12 protein-coding genes and 1 tRNA gene are annotated in these 14,294 nt (G+C 64.8%); 7 read left to right on the top strand and 6 right to left on the bottom strand.

Features of this window, described 5'->3' with window-relative positions:
- The first annotated feature begins 2 nt into the window (after nucleotides 1-2).
- Complete coding sequence (locus RQP53_RS07710; protein WP_315649642.1) at nucleotides 3-3,488, top strand: DUF6519 domain-containing protein; 3,486 nt, start codon at nucleotides 3-5, stop codon at nucleotides 3,486-3,488.
- 101 nt (nucleotides 3,489-3,589) lie between these two features.
- Nucleotides 3,590-4,549, top strand: a complete 960-nt coding sequence (locus RQP53_RS07715; protein ID WP_315649643.1) for a hypothetical protein — start codon at nucleotides 3,590-3,592, stop codon at nucleotides 4,547-4,549.
- 141 nt (nucleotides 4,550-4,690) lie between these two features.
- Here the strand turns inward: RQP53_RS07715 and RQP53_RS07720 are convergent.
- From RQP53_RS07720 to cysS, 6 genes are all read right to left on the bottom strand, one after another.
- A tRNA-Ser gene (locus RQP53_RS07720) sits at nucleotides 4,691-4,783 on the bottom strand.
- A gap of 47 nt (nucleotides 4,784-4,830) precedes the next feature.
- The gene (locus tag RQP53_RS07725; RefSeq protein WP_315649644.1) at nucleotides 4,831-6,099 is read right to left on the bottom strand and encodes an aspartate kinase; all 1,269 of its coding nucleotides are present in this window, start codon (nucleotides 6,097-6,099) and stop codon (nucleotides 4,831-4,833) included.
- 129 nt (nucleotides 6,100-6,228) lie between these two features.
- A complete protein-coding gene (tilS, locus tag RQP53_RS07730) occupies nucleotides 6,229-7,572 on the bottom strand; it encodes a tRNA lysidine(34) synthetase TilS (RefSeq protein ID WP_315649645.1) in 1,344 nt (447 codons plus the stop codon).
- A 40-nt stretch (nucleotides 7,573-7,612) separates the two neighbouring features.
- Nucleotides 7,613-8,584 (bottom strand): acetyl-CoA carboxylase carboxyltransferase subunit alpha, encoded by a 972-nt coding sequence (locus RQP53_RS07735; RefSeq protein WP_315649646.1) that lies wholly within the window; start codon nucleotides 8,582-8,584, stop codon nucleotides 7,613-7,615.
- Between the two features lie 76 nt (nucleotides 8,585-8,660).
- Nucleotides 8,661-9,314, bottom strand: a complete 654-nt coding sequence (locus tag RQP53_RS07740) for a DNA-3-methyladenine glycosylase family protein (RefSeq protein ID WP_315649647.1) — start codon at nucleotides 9,312-9,314, stop codon at nucleotides 8,661-8,663.
- Nucleotides 9,314-10,687, bottom strand: a complete 1,374-nt coding sequence (cysS, locus tag RQP53_RS07745; protein ID WP_315649648.1) for a cysteine--tRNA ligase — start codon at nucleotides 10,685-10,687, stop codon at nucleotides 9,314-9,316. Before cysS ends, RQP53_RS07740 begins: the two co-directional genes overlap by 1 nt.
- Nucleotides 10,688-10,913: 226 nt before the next feature.
- Here cysS and RQP53_RS07750 point away from each other — a divergent pair, with 226 nt between their 5' ends.
- The 5 genes from RQP53_RS07750 (at nucleotide 10,914) to RQP53_RS07770 (ending at nucleotide 14,219) form a co-directional block, all read left to right on the top strand.
- A complete protein-coding gene (locus RQP53_RS07750) occupies nucleotides 10,914-11,453 on the top strand; it encodes a tetratricopeptide repeat protein (RefSeq protein ID WP_315649649.1) in 540 nt (179 codons plus the stop codon).
- A gap of 98 nt (nucleotides 11,454-11,551) precedes the next feature.
- The gene (locus tag RQP53_RS07755; protein WP_315649650.1) at nucleotides 11,552-12,130 is read left to right on the top strand and encodes a peptidylprolyl isomerase; all 579 of its coding nucleotides are present in this window, start codon (nucleotides 11,552-11,554) and stop codon (nucleotides 12,128-12,130) included.
- Nucleotides 12,127-12,633: a peptidylprolyl isomerase gene (locus tag RQP53_RS07760; RefSeq protein WP_315649651.1), complete on the top strand. Its 507-nt coding sequence runs from the start codon at nucleotides 12,127-12,129 to the stop codon at nucleotides 12,631-12,633. The genes RQP53_RS07755 and RQP53_RS07760 overlap by 4 nt, the downstream gene beginning before the upstream one ends.
- Complete coding sequence (locus RQP53_RS07765; protein WP_315649652.1) at nucleotides 12,617-13,411, top strand: UDP-2,3-diacylglucosamine diphosphatase; 795 nt, start codon at nucleotides 12,617-12,619, stop codon at nucleotides 13,409-13,411. Before RQP53_RS07760 ends, RQP53_RS07765 begins: the two co-directional genes overlap by 17 nt.
- 31 nt (nucleotides 13,412-13,442) lie before the next feature.
- Nucleotides 13,443-14,219 carry a M90 family metallopeptidase gene (locus RQP53_RS07770; protein ID WP_434064070.1) on the top strand — a complete coding sequence of 259 codons (777 nt, stop codon included), beginning with the start codon at nucleotides 13,443-13,445 and terminating at the stop codon, nucleotides 14,217-14,219.
- The last annotated feature ends 75 nt before the right edge of the window (nucleotides 14,220-14,294 follow it).

Consider the following 14,294-nt stretch of genomic DNA (forward strand, 5'->3'; position numbering starts at 1 on the left):
TCATGTCCACGATCGACCTCTCGCGACTGGCCTTCGATCCGCGCAAGCACTATGCCGGCGTGCGTCTGCAGCAGGGCCGCGTACTCACCGATGACGACTTCAACGATGCCGCTGCCATCGACGCCGAGGAGAACCGGCGCACACGACTGCACACCATCGGCGCCTATGGATCGCCCGATAGCGGCTTTCTGCCGACGGGCTTCACGCTGAGCAACGGCCGCTGCGATTTCACGCTCAGCAACGGCCAGCTCTATCTCGGTGGATTGCGGCTGGAGATGGGCAGCGCCGATCGCTTCAGTGCACAAAAGGACTGGCTCTCCTTCAATGCCGCCGTGGACGCCCCGCTGCCGCCGGCCGATGGCAGCACACGCAAGGATCTGGTCTGGATCGAAGCCTGGCAGCAAGCGGTCAGCGCGGTGGAAGACAGCGAACTCTTCGAGCCCGCGCTCGGCGGGCCCGATACTGGCACACGCTGGCGCACGATGCGCCGCGTTCACGTGGCCAGCGGTGTTGCGCAAGATGACTGCGCCGCCGCCTGGGCCGCTCTCAGCGCCAGCTTCAGCGACGGCCCGTTGGACAGCAGCTTCGAGCTGGTCTCGACGGCGACGCTGACCGTCAGCTTCTCGCTCAGCGGCAGCACCGGCGATCTGTGCTCGCCGCCGCAAGCCGGGGGCTATCTGGGTGCCGAGAACCAGGCCATCCGGGTGCAGATGGTCAATGCCACGCACTACACCTGGGGCTTCGACAACGCGGCCCCGCTCTATCGGGTTCAGGTGTCAAGCCAAGGCGGGCAGCTGGTCAAGGTGAAGCTGCTCACCCAGCCCAAAGACAGCGTTCATTGGCCCATCGCCGGGCAGGTGGTGGAGATCCTGCCTTGGTCGGCTGCGCTGTCCAATGGCCAGCGCATCGCCGAATTGAGTGGCCATCTGTGCCGCGTGGCGGTGAGCTGGAATCCCGATGACCAAACCCTGGTGCTGGACACCCCGCTGCCGACCGGCTTCGGGCTGAACTGGCAGGGCCGCAGCGACCAGGCCGACTTTTTCGATCCGGCCCACGAAAGCCCGAGCTTCTTTCTGCGCGTCTGGAACCGTGGCGATGACCTCAGTTCGCCGGCTGCGGTGCCCATTGGCACGCCAGCCCTGGGCAACACGGGGCTGAGCGTCGCCTTCAGCGGCGCGCCGCTGCGTGCGGCCGACCATTGGGTGATTGCCGCCCGTCCCGCCACGCCGGATGTGCTCACGCCCTGGGTGCTCAAGAGCGGCGCCAGCAGCGCCGGTGTGCGGCGCTGGCGTGCTCCGCTGGCCTTGGTGCAGTGGAGCACCAACGCCGGCGTTAGCGCAGCCAAGCTGCTGCACGACTGCCGGCCCGGCTTCTTGCCGCTGACCCGGCTCAAGGGCTGCTGCAGCGTGACCGTGGGTGACGGCACCGCAAGCCATGGCCAATACAAGTCCATCAACGCGGCGATTGCAGCACTGCCGCCCAGCGGTGGCACGGTCTGCATCCTGCCGGGACGCTATGAGGAAGCGGTCGTACTCAAAGGCCTGCACAACATCAGCTTGCATGGCTGTGGCCCCCGATCGCGCATCGTCGCTCCGGACACCAAGGGCAGCAACGCCACCGCCGTCTTGATCGACAGCTGCAGCGATATCGCGCTGGAACACCTGGCGCTGGAGGGCGGCGGCGGGCCCGTCATTCATCTGATTGCTAGCAGCGCCGCACGCATCACCAGCAACCTGGTGCAGTTCCGCGACGGCATCGAACCCCTCCAACCCTGGCCAGCCATCTTCGCCGAGGCCCAGGGCCTGGAGATCGAAGGCAATGTGATCGAGCCGCTGCCCCGGCAACTGCCGCAGGCGCTAGAGCGCATCTTTGAACACACCGCGGCGGCCCAGCGTGCCGAGCACGCCGACTCCGCACGCGGCGGCATCCAGCTCGCCGGCGGCAGCATGCTGGTGCGCATCGCGAGCAATCTGATCGTTGGCGGCGCTGGCAATGGCATCACCCTCGGCAGCATTCTGAAGTTCGACAGCCAATCGCCCAATGGCGGCGGCCTGCCCGATATCGAGATCGATGATCCCTGCGCGCCCTGCAGCCCGGTCGATCACGGCACACCACCGACCACCAACGGCGGCGATGTGCGTTACGAGTCCGCGGGTGACTTGTACGACATCCTGATCAAGGACAACAGCATTCTTCGGCACGGTGCCAATGGCATCGCCGTGGTGCGGTTCTTCAGTCTTGATCCACAGGCCAAAACGCCCCGGCTTGAACTCGTTGGCGTGCATGGCCTGCGAATCCAAGGCAATGCCATCCGTGCCTGCCTGCGCCGCTCATTGGCGCAGCCCAGCTCCGCCACCCAGCTCTTCCTCGGCTATGGTGGCATCTCGCTGGCCCTGGTCAGTGAGCTGGTCGTAGACGGCAACACCATCGAGAACAACGGCCGAGATTGGCTGAGCCCCGTCTGTGGCATCTTCGCCTTGGCCGTCGATGGCCTGCGCATCGAGCACAACGTCATCCGTGCCAATGGGGTGCGCAGTACTGAAGACCTCAGCAGCGCACAGAAAGGCATACGCGCCGGCATTCACATCTGGCTCGCTTTGCACCTGGGATCGAGCGCTGCAGGCAGCATTCATGGCAGCAGCCACGGCACGGGCAGCACCGCTGCCGCGAGCCTCCCTGCCAGCAGCCCGCAGGCGCAAATCCGTGTGCATGCCAACGTCGTGCAACAGCCCTTGGGTCGAGCCCTCTTCATGCTGGGCGCCGGCCCGATGCTGGTCAGCGACAACCAGTTGCTCAGCGAAGGCGCGGGCGCACCGGCCACCGACCCCTTTGCCACCACCGTGCTGATTGCCAATCTGGGTCTTAGCCGCGAATGGACGATAGGCCTGCTGATGACGCTGATTCTGAAGCTCTACTACGGCGTCGCCGGCAAGGGCAGCAGCACAGGCAGCATCGAGAAACTGCTCTGCACCTACGCCATCGCCTCGGCCTTCACACCGGTCGCGTGGCCCAAGCTGCCCACGGGCAAACTGAACTTCAGCAGCAACCAGGTGAGCTTTCTGATGAAGGATGCACCCAGTGGCATTGACGCCGCAGGCACGCTGCTGCTGGGGCTCGATGACGTCGCCGTGACGGGCAATCAATTCGAACACCACACGCAGGCCCGCTTCGTCATTGCCGACCTGCTCGCTCTCGCCCCGACACTGCGCAGCAGCGACAACCGCTTCGCAGAGACCTGGGCGCGCGCGCTGGCGTCCGTCGCCAGCCTGGCGCTGATGAATACGGCGGCAGACAACCAATCCACCCATTGTCTGCACGCCCTGGGCCTGATGCGTGCCGTCCACCACAACCTGGTGCTGGCCGAGGCCTTCTGCCCTGGCGTTTGCGGCGACAGCCACGGCGCCTTCATCAAACAATTGGCCAAGGGCGCGCAAATGGGCATGACACAGACAGCGGCAGGCTTTGGTGTCGGCAGCAAGGGCGGCTGAGGCCGCACGCGCCTGGCCCTGTCGCATCAACCCAGCTTCCCCCGGTTCCTGAGCCAGACTTCGAACCGCTTCTTCACTCCTCCTGCCAGCGAGCATGCATCATGTCCAGCAACGACTCCTTTGACAGCGAAATCAAGCGTGCCACCTTCAAGGCACAGAGCCAGCAGCGCGTCATGAAGAACGCACAGCTCGGTCAGATGGCCCAGGCCTTTGCCAGCGCAGCCTCCGAATTGCCGGGCGTGCAAACGCTGCAGGCGGCCCTGATCGACGGCCTCGCCAGTTCGCAGGCCCGCGAGGCGAAACGTCTGGCCAGCCGTTTTGGCGCGGAGGACGCGCGTACACAGGCTGCCGCCGCGCGCGCGACTCGCTACACCGTGTTCGCTGAGGAAACAGCGACGCAGCGTTTGCTGGTCGAACGCGCGGTGAAGACCTTTGAGTCCGACGGGCGCTTCAGTGGCTATGTCTACGACAAGGACGGTGCGCCAGCGTCCGGCTATCTCGTACAGCTTGATGTGCGCGCCCCCTCCCGACAATTGGAACTGAGCCGCAAGGCCAGCACCGGCAGCGACGGCTATTTCGAAATCGACCTGGCCTGGCCGCAGGCCACCGGCACCGAATTCAATGCGGACTCAGGCATCAAGCCCGGCAGCACAAAGCCCAGAGGCAGCGCCGCGAAGAGCGCTGCCGCAACTGCGCCCAGCTCTAGCGATGGGGGCCTGGCTGAGCATGAAAGAGCCGCCCTGCCAGACTGGCAAAGCACACTGTTGCACTGGGTAGAAAACCTGAACCTGAGCAAGGCGCCAGGCATCAACAGCACATCGGTAGCTTCTTCCGGCACCGCCACCAGCACTAGCACGCCGCCCGAAAACGCCAACTCAGCTTCAGCGGCTGGGACTGGTGCAAGCGCGAGTTCAAGCACCGGTTCAGCGAGCGCCGACCATGCGCAGTCCCGCGTCCAAGTGCTGGATTCCAGCGGCAAGCTGGTCTACCAAGATCCGCTGCCGCCCGCCTTCGACACACTGAAGTCTGAGTTCCGCTTGTACAGCCTGGCGAACAGCTGAACAGAGACACTGCAAAGAATCGTTAGCTGACTTACCCACCTCGTGGACGCTCGCCGCTGATGCAGCCACCGCGGGCCGGCCAGGGATTGAAATCAATCAGGCAAAGAAAAACCCGCCACTAGGGCGGGTTTTCAATTTTGCTGGCGGAGACGGAGGGATTCGAACCCTCGATGCAGGTTTTGCCCACATACTCCCTTAGCAGGGGAGCACCTTCGGCCACTCGGTCACGTCTCCAGCAGAGCCTCGCAGTATAGCAGTACTTTTCAGGCTCTCAAGGAAATTCAGGAATTTTCTTGGTCGAGATCGAAGGCCTTGTGCAGCGCACGCACGGCCAGTTCCATGTACTTCTCGTCAATGACCACGCTGGTCTTGATTTCGCTGGTCGAGATCATCTGGATGTTGATGCCCTCTTCGCTCAGCGAGCGGAACATCTTGGATGCCACACCCACATGCGAGCGCATGCCGATGCCGACGATGGAGACCTTGCAGATGCGCGGATCGCCCATCACCTTGGCCGCGCCGGTGGCCGGTGCCACCGAGTTCTGCAGCAACTCCATCGTGCGTGCATAGTCGTTGCGATGCACGGTGAAGCTGAAGTCGGTCTTGCCATCGTGCGAGACGTTTTGAATGATGACGTCGATATCGATATTGGCATCGGCGACCGGGCCCAGGATCTGGAACGCGATCCCCGGCTTGTCCGGCACGCCCAGCAGCGTCACCTTGGCCTCGTCACGGTTGAAGGCGATGCCCGACACGACGGCTTGTTCCATTTTTTCGTCCTCTTCAAAACTGATCAGGGTGCCGGACTTGGCTTCCTCGTTGATATCGATGTCCCAGGGCGTGAAGCTCGACAGCACGCGCAGCGGCACGCGGTATTTGCCAGCGAATTCGACCGAGCGGATCTGCAGGATCTTGGAGCCCAGCGAGGCCATCTCCAGCATCTCTTCAAAGCTGATCGTGTGCAGGCGGCGCGCCTCGGGCACGATGCGCGGATCGGTGGTGTAGACGCCGTCGACATCGGTGTAGATCAGGCACTCGTCAGCCTTCATCGCAGCGGCGATGGCCACCGCCGAGGTGTCGGAGCCGCCACGGCCCAGCGTCGTGATGTTGTGCTCTTCGTCGATGCCCTGGAAGCCAGCGATCACGACCACCTTGCCGGCGGCCAGATCGGCGCGCACGCGCTTGTCATCGATGCTTTCGATCCGCGCCTTGGTGTAGGACGAGTCGGTCGACACCGGCACTTGCCAGCCGGTGTAGCTGATCGCCTCCAGGCCTTCGGCCTGCAGTGCCAGCGCCAGCAGGCCCACCGACACCTGCTCGCCGGTCGAGGCAATCATGTCCAGTTCGCGCATGGACGCCGCATTGCTGCTGGCCGGCGAGAGTTCCTTGGCCAGGCCAAGCAGGCGATTGGTTTCGCCGCTCATGGCCGAGGGCACGACCACCATCTGATGCCCGGCGCGCGCCCATTTGGCGACGCGCTTGGCGACGTTGCGGATACGGTCGGTCGAACCCATCGAGGTGCCGCCGTACTTGTGAACGATCAAAGCCATGGAATGTCTTGCATGCGCGGATGGTTCGAAAGAGGGAGTGTGTGCGCCGCGGTCGCAACTTTCGATTCTAGCTGTTGCGATGCAACATGCTTTTTACGCATCAGCTCATGCCCTTGCTGAAAAAGCAAGTCAAGCTTCGTCGGGCACCCAGGCTATCAAGAGGCCGCCAGCACAGCGCTCGACACGCGCATCAAGACCAAGGCCATGCACATAGACCAGAGCGTCCCGGGCATAGAGCAAGGGCGCCTGACGGGCGGAGGCCGGCACCGCGGCGGCCTGCCAGCACTTCTTGAGGCCGCGTGGCGGCGTGCGCGCCTGCAGCTGAAACTGCTCGCCGCCGCTGCGACGGCGCAGCTCGGCCCGGCGCAGCAGATCGGCAGGCAGGCCGGGGTCGGCGGGCATGGCGAGGCGGACGCGCCAAACGCCAGGCCAGCCGGCTAGCCGGTAGTCACCAGGCTGGCTGAAATCCACCGCCTCCACCACCGCGTCCACCAGCGCCCCCGCCGTCGACGCGGCCGGCGGCGGCGGCAGCGGGCGCAGCACGTCGCGGTACAGCTCCAGCATCGGTCCGGGTGTGGGCCAGCGCGCCGCAGCCTGATGCCTGGGGCGCCGCAAGGCTTCGCTCAACAGGCGCTGGACCAAGCTGGCCGGTGCAGGCTGGCCAAGCACGAGTTCCAGCCAATGGCGCAGCAGATTGTTGGCCCGGGCCGGGCTCAAGGCCCGCAGTGCCGCCAGATCCAGCGCATCGGCCCGCCACAGGCCAGCGGCTTCGGCGGCGGCCGCATCGCTGGCCGCGATCTCGGTCTGCAAGGCCAGCGCCTGCTGCGCCCACTGGGCCGTTTGTGCCAGCGCCTGCTCGGCCTGTGGAAACGCCGCCTGCAGCGCGGGCAGCACCTGCAGGCGCAGGCGATTGCGGGCGTAGCGGGTGTCGGCATTGCTGTCGTCTTCGATATGGCTGAGCCGGTGCTGGGCCAGATAGGCTTCTATTGCTTCACGCGGCTGTTGCAGCCAGGGCCGCTGCCAGCTGAGGCCAGCACGTTCCTGCCCTTGCGGCATGGCGGCCAGTCCGGCGACGCCGCCGCCGCGCAAGGCCTGCAGCAGCACGGTCTCGGCCTGATCGCGACGATGCTGGGCCAGCAGCAGCAGCGTCGCGCCGGCCTGCTGCGCCATCTCGCTGAGGGCGCGGTATCGCCCGTCGCGCGCCCAGGCCTCGACGCTGTCACCGCGCGCGGGCGCGCCGGTGAGGCGGCGGGACTGAAAGCTCAGCGGCAGACCTTCGTCCGCCCATTGCTGGCACTGGGCCTGGCAATGGCGCTCCCAGCCATCTGCCTGCGTGCTCAGCCCGTGATGAACGTGCAGTGCCAACACTTGCAGTGCGGCGCCGCAGTCGGCATTGAGCCGCGCCGCGGCGTGGACCGTCGCATGCAGCAAGGCGCTTGAATCGCGGCCGCCACTATAGGCAAGGGCCAGCACCTGGCTGGCCCTTGGTTCACTGGCGAGGCCTGGGCAGGCGTCAGCGGTTCTTGGTGTCGCTGAAGCGGCCATAGGCCTGCAGGCGCTCGTAGCGGCGCTCCAGCAGGGCCGCAGGCTTCAGATCGCTGACCTGGCGCAGCGCGTCAGACAGCGCGCGCTTCAGGTTGGAGGCCATCTGCTTGGTATCGCGATGGGCACCGCCGACCGGTTCGTTGACGATCTTGTCGATCAGGCCCAGCGCCTTCAGGCGGTGCGCGGTAATGCCCAGCGCCTCGGCGGCGTCCGAAGCACGCTCGGATGTCTTCCACAGAATCGATGCGCAGCCTTCGGGCGAGATCACCGAATAGGCCGAGAACTGCAGCATCAGCACCTGGTCGGCCACGCCGATGGCCAACGCGCCGCCGGAGCCACCCTCACCGATGACGGTGGCGATGACGGGCACTTCCAACTGCGCCATCTCGAAGATATTGCGACCGATGGCTTCCGATTGACCACGCTCCTCGGCACCGATGCCGGGATAGGCACCCATGGTGTCGATGAAGGTGAAGACGGGCAGGCCAAACTTCTCGGCCAGCTTCATCAAGCGCAAGGCCTTGCGGTAGCCCTCGGGGCGCGGCATGCCGAAGTTGCGCAGCGCGCGCTCCTTGGCGTCGGCGCCACGCTGGTGGCCGACGATCATGCAGGGCTGGCCATTGAAACGCGCCAGGCCGCCCACGATGGCTGCATCGTCCGCGTAGTGGCGATCACCATGCAGTTCCTGGAACTCGGTGAACACATCGGCACAGTAATCCAGCGTTTGCGGACGCTGCGGATGACGGGCGATCTGGTAAGTCTGCCAGGGCATCACGCTGGCGTAGATGTCCTTGGTCAACTGCTGGCTCTTCTTCGAGAGGCGGTCAATCTCTTCGGAGATATCGACCGCCGACTCGCTCTGCACATAGCGCAGCTCTTCAATCTTGGTTTCGAGTTCGGCAATCGGTTGCTCGAATTCGAGGAAATGCTTCTTGCTCATCCTGCGTTGATCCCTCAGTGATGATGGGCGGCTGGCAGGCGCTTTTTGAGCGCGCGGCAGCCGCGAACAGACGACCTCAGTACTCGACGGGCAATGGGTCCAAACTGCGCCAAATGTACCATGTGGCTACCGAGCGGTAGGGTGCCCAGGCCTCCCCCACTTCACGGGCCTCGGCCCGCGACACAGGCTCGCCCGAGAAGTAATTCTCACTGATACCCTTGAGCAGCCCCAGATCATCCAGCGGCATCACATTGGGCCGCATCAGGTGGAAGATCAGGAACATCTCGGCCGTCCAGCGGCCAATGCCACGGATGGCCACCAGCTCTTCGATGATGGCTTCGTCGTCCATCTGCGTCCATTGGCGCACATGCACGCGGCCGGCCTCGAAGTGCTCGGCGAGATCGCGCAGGTATTCAACCTTGCGCGCCGACAGACCGGCACCGCGCTGCTGTTCGACCGTCAGTGCCAGCACCGCTGCCGGCGGCACGCGGTGCGAGGGACCATCGATCAGGGCCACGAACTTGTCCCAGACCGACTGCGCCGCCTTGACCGATATTTGCTGCCCAACGATGGAGCGAGCCAGCGTCGTGAAGGCATCACCGCGACTCTGCAGCCGCGCCTCGCCAAACTGCGGGATCAGTTTCTTCATCACGCGGTCGCGCTTGGCCAGATGGCGGCACGCCTCATCCCAATAGTCCGGGGTCACCCCGGCGGCTGGAGCGCGCGCCATCAGGCCTTCATCCAGCTCGTACCGGCCGGCGAATCCTGTAGCACGATGCCCTGGGCCAGCAAATCGGCACGGATGCGATCCGCTTCAGCGAAATTGCGAGCCGCCTTGGCGGCCGCGCGTGCATCGATCTGCGCCTGGATGGCTGCCTCGTCCAGCGAATTGCCGGCCTGCAGATAGGCCCGCGGCACTTGCTGCAGAACGCCCAGCGTGGCGCCGAGCGCCTTCAGCAGTCCCGCCTCCTCGGGCGAGCGGCTGCGGTTCAGGCTGGAAGCCAGGTCAAACAGCACCGCCAGGGCCGCCGGCGCGTTGAAGTCCTCGTCCATCGCGGCCTTGAAGGCGGCGGCATGGCCCTGGGCCCAGTCAACTTCCACCGCTGCGGCCTCCACGCCGTCGAGCGCCGTGTACAAGCGCAACAGCGCTTGGCGCGCATCATCCAGCGCGGCATCGCTGTAATTGATCGGGCTGCGGTAGTGGGTACGCAGCATGAAGAAGCGCACCGTCTCGCCGTCGTAGGACTTCAGCACATCCTGTATGGTGAAGAAGTTGCCCAGCGACTTGGACATCTTTTCGTTGTCGACATTCAGGAAGCCGTTGTGCAACCAGTAGCGCACAAAGGGCTTGCCTAAAGCGCCTTCGCTCTGGGCGATCTCGTTCTCGTGGTGCGGAAACTGCAGATCCATGCCGCCGCCGTGAATGTCGAAGGTCTCACCGAGCACGGCGCAGCTCATTGCCGAGCACTCGATGTGCCAGCCAGGACGCCCTGGGCCGTAGGCGCCGTCGTACTTGGCGTCGGCCGGTTCGTCGGCCTTGGCGGCCTTCCAGAGCACGAAGTCCAGCGGATCGAGCTTGCCTTCGTCCACGGCCACGCGCTCACCGGCACGCAGATCGTCAAGGTTGCGTCGCGACAGCTTGCCGTAGCCCTCGAACTTGCGCACGGCATAGTTCACATCACCATTGCTGGCCTGGTAGGCCAGGCCCTTGCGCTCCAGCAGTCCGATCAGGTCCAGCATCTGGCCAACGTACTCGGTGGCGCGCGGCTCGTGCGTGGGCCGCTCGACGCCGAGCGCACCGATATCCCGGTGCATGGCGGCGATCATTTCGTCGGTCAGCTCGCGAATGCTGATGCCGCGCTCCAGCGCCCGCTTGATGATCTTGTCTTCAATGTCGGTGATGTTGCGGACATAGGTGACCCGATAGCCCGAGGCCTTCAACCATCGCTGCACAATGTCAAAGGCCATCATCATCCGCGCATGGCCGATGTGGCAAAGGTCGTAAATCGTCATGCCGCACACATACATCCGCACATGGCCGGGCTCAATGGGGACGAAGACTTCGACCGCACGGGTCAGGGTGTTGTAGATGCGCAGGGACATGGGCTTTTTCGTGATCAGCGGAGACGCTGGCGGGCCGTTGCGACAAGGGCGGGCGATGACGGCAGCGTCATGCACGCAAACCGAGCGCCAGACAGGCGTTCAGCATCGAAACCCGCCCGGCGCGCCGGAACAAGGGCACCGTAGAATCGCGCCAGTATAGCGGCAGCCCCTGGTGCCGCGACCTGCCGAAATGGGCCGTCGGCCCTGGCGCAAACCCTGGCACCCGATGACCCGACCACCCTACTTCGTGCCCCTCCCCGCTGCCTTGATGCTTGGCCTGCTGTTGCTGCTAGCGCCGTTCCGGACGCATGCGGCGGCTTTCGAAGATGCTCAGCAGCAATGGCTGATCGGCCAGCGCGCCCAGGCGATGCAGACCTTGGAAAAGGCATTGGCCGATGACCCGAACAACGCACGCCTGCGCTTCAGCCTGGCTGCGATGCTGCTCGAGTCTGGCGCCAGCGCGCGTGCAGAAGCGATGTTCAAGCAGCTGACCGAAGATTTCCCTGATCTGGCGGACCCGCACAACAATCTGGCCGTGATCTACGCTGCTCGTGGCGAACTCGATGCGGCTTACCTGGCACTGGAGCGGGCGGTTCGACTGCAACCCGAGCATGCCCAGGCGCAGGAGAATCTTGGCGATGTGTTGCTACAACTCGCGGCGCGCGCCTACGGGCGTGCGGCCGACCTCAGCAAGCTGCCAATCGCTCGCACCAAGGGCGACAAGACCCTGCAGCTGCTGCGTGCACTGGGTAACCCACAACGCTGAGAGACAATCGGGCCCAGTCAGCCTGTGCTCCTTGCTGGAGGGGCAGCGCCACACTCCAAGATCACCAACCTAGTTGCGGCCAGGCCGCCCCTACTCTCATGACGCAAGAATTCAAGCGCTTCTGCAGCCTATTGATTGGCAGTGCCCTCGCCCTGTCCTGCAGCCTGAGCCTGGCTCAGGTGGTCAAGCTGAGCACGAACAAGGGTGATATCCGCATCGAGCTCGACGCCGAGAAGGCGCCCAAATCAGTGGCCAACTTCGTTCAGTACGTCAAGGCCGGCCATTACAACGGCACGATCTTCCACCGCGTCATCGATGGCTTCATGATCCAGGGCGGCGGCTTCACCCAGAAGCTCGAGCAGAAGCCCGTGCGGGCGCCGATTCCGCTGGAGTCGACCAATGGCTTGAAGAACGTCCGCGGCAGCATCGCAATGGCGCGCACCATGGTGCCCGACTCGGCCACCAGCCAGTTCTTCATCAATGTGCAAGACAACCCTGGCCTGGACGCCGAGAACGCGCGCGACGGCCGCGGCTACGCCGTCTTCGGCCAAGTCATCGAGGGCATGGACGTGGTCGACAAGATCCGCGCCATCCCGACCCAAGCGATGGGCATGCACCAGAACCTGCCCACCGAACCCGTCATCATCAACAAGGCCATTGTGGAGCCCAAGAAATGAGCAAGCTTGTCGAACTGAAAACCAACCATGGCGTCATCCGCATCGAGCTGGACGACGCCAAGGCCCCGATCACCGTGGCCAACTTCCTCGCCTATGTGAACAGCGGCCACTACAACGGCACGGTGTTCCATCGCGTCATCAAGGGCTTCATGATCCAGGGCGGCGGCTTTGAGCCCGGCCTGAAGCAAAAGCCGACCGAGGCGCCGATCCAGAACGAGGCCAATAACGGCCTGAAGAACGAGCACTACACGCTGGCCATGGCGCGCACCAATGCGCCGCATTCGGCCTCGGCGCAGTTCTTCATCAACACGACCAAGAACGACTTCCTGAACTTCAAGTCCGAGTCGCCCTCGGGCTGGGGCTATGCCGTGTTCGGCAAGGTCGTCGCCGGCACCGAGGTGGTCGACGCGATTGAGAAGGTCAAGACCGGCCGCTCGGGCTTCCACGACGATGTGCCGCTGGAGAACGTGGTCATCGAGAGCGCTGTTGAAGTCACGGCCTGATGACGCTTCCGGGGCTGCAGCAGCTGCAACCCCGCTGATCGCCCCGCCATCGTGGCGGGCGATCGACTTTCTGTCCGATCTGCATCTCAGCCCGAGCACACCGGGCACGCTGGCCGCGCTGCGCCGCTGGCTGGCCAGCACCGATGCCGATGCCGTCTTTCTGCTCGGCGACATCTTCGAAGTCTGGGTCGGCGACGATGCCCGGCATGACGACTTCGAAGCCGCCTGTGTTGCGCTCTTGGGCAGCGCCAGCCAGCGCCTGAGCCTGTTCTTCATGGCAGGCAACCGCGACTTCCTCTTGGGCCGTGACATGGCCGAGGCCTGCGGCCTGCAACTGCTGTCCGACCCCTGTTGCCTGCATGCCTTTGGCCGGCGACTGCTGCTCAGCCACGGCGATGCGCTCTGCCTTGCCGACAGCGGCTATCAAGCGTTTCGCCAGCAGGTGCGCAGCGCCAGCTGGCAGCACGACTTCCTGTCTCGCCCCTTGAGCGAACGGCATGACATCGCGCGCCAGTTGCGCGAAGGCAGCCGGCTCAAGCAGCAACAACAGGGGCCGGAACTCTGGGCCGAGCCCGATACCGAGGCCTGCCTGGCCGCGCTGCGCGAGGCCGATGCCGAGTTGCTGCTGCATGGCCACACCCATCGGCCTGCCATTCATCAGCTCGACCGGCAGCGGCAGCGCTGGGTGCTGTCCGACTGGGACTTCGACGCCGCCGCGCCGCGCGGCGATGTGCTGCGCCTGGATGCTGCGGGACTGCGGCGCCTGAGCGTTTCCTGATCGGCCGCAAGCGCACGCGATGCTCGACCGCTTGATCGCCCGATGGCGCGCCTGGCAGGAAGCGCGTGCACTGCGCCGTCACGCGATACCGGATGGACTCTGGCTGCTGACCTTGGCCCGCTACCCCTTTCTCAGCACACTCGACGATGCCGAGCAGGCCGAGCTGCGCCGCCTCTGCGCCTTGTTCCTATCCGCCAAGGAATTCCACGGTGCGGGAGGCTTTGTCGTCAGCGACGAAGTTGCCGTCGCCATCGCAGCGCAGGCCTGCCTGCCCATCCTGCGCCTCGGCTTGGAAGCCTATGCGGGCTTTGTCGGCATTGTTGTCCACGCCGGCGAGGTGCTGGCACGGCGAGAGTTCATGGACGAGGATGGCGTCGTTCATCGCTACGAGGAAGTGCTCGCCGGCGAGGCGATGGAAGGCGGCCCGCTGATGCTGGCCTGGAGTGAATCAAGCCCGGACGCCCAGGCGGGCGAGCTGCCCTACAACGTCGTCATCCACGAATTCGCCCATGTGCTGGACATGCAGAATGGCGCCGCCGACGGCGTGCCTGCATTGGCTGCCGGCGAACGCGAGGCTTGGCTCGACGTGCTGGAGTCGGAGTGGCAAGCCTTCTGCGATGCGGTCGATGCCGGCGTCGAGACCTTGATTGATCCTTACGGCGCCGAAGCGATCGAAGAATTCTTCGCCGTCGCCGTCGAGGCCTTCTTCGTCGCACCGCTCGCGCTCAGCCTTGAACAGCCTGCCCTCTACCAGCTGCTGCGCGGCTACTTCCACCAGGATCCCGCAGCACGCCTGGCGCGCTGCTGAAACAACAAGGCCCGCAAGCGGCGATGCCGGCGGGCCTTGTCTGGGTGGCTTGGGCTCAGGCAAGACCTGACCCCA

The organism is Roseateles aquae (assembly GCF_032337115.1).
GTDB classification, from domain to species: domain Bacteria; phylum Pseudomonadota; class Gammaproteobacteria; order Burkholderiales; family Burkholderiaceae_C; genus Roseateles_C; species Roseateles_C aquae.

Bases quoted from the DNA above. Each gene is read 5' to 3' on its own strand.
- cysS (WP_315649648.1), bottom strand. From the start codon at position 10,687: ATGTCCCTGCGCATCTACAACACCCTGACCCGTGCGGTCGAAGTCTTC.
- RQP53_RS07715 (WP_315649643.1), top strand. From the start codon at position 3,590: ATGTCCAGCAACGACTCCTTTGACAGCGAAATCAAGCGTGCCACCTTC.
- RQP53_RS07735 (WP_315649646.1), bottom strand. From the start codon at position 8,584: ATGAGCAAGAAGCATTTCCTCGAATTCGAGCAACCGATTGCCGAACTC.
- RQP53_RS07760 (WP_315649651.1), top strand. From the start codon at position 12,127: ATGAGCAAGCTTGTCGAACTGAAAACCAACCATGGCGTCATCCGCATC.
- RQP53_RS07710 (WP_315649642.1), top strand. From the start codon at position 3: ATGTCCACGATCGACCTCTCGCGACTGGCCTTCGATCCGCGCAAGCAC.
- RQP53_RS07750 (WP_315649649.1), top strand. From the start codon at position 10,914: ATGACCCGACCACCCTACTTCGTGCCCCTCCCCGCTGCCTTGATGCTT.
- RQP53_RS07725 (WP_315649644.1), bottom strand. From the start codon at position 6,099: ATGGCTTTGATCGTTCACAAGTACGGCGGCACCTCGATGGGTTCGACC.
- RQP53_RS07740 (WP_315649647.1), bottom strand. From the start codon at position 9,314: ATGGCGCGCGCTCCAGCCGCCGGGGTGACCCCGGACTATTGGGATGAG.
- RQP53_RS07755 (WP_315649650.1), top strand. From the start codon at position 11,552: ATGACGCAAGAATTCAAGCGCTTCTGCAGCCTATTGATTGGCAGTGCC.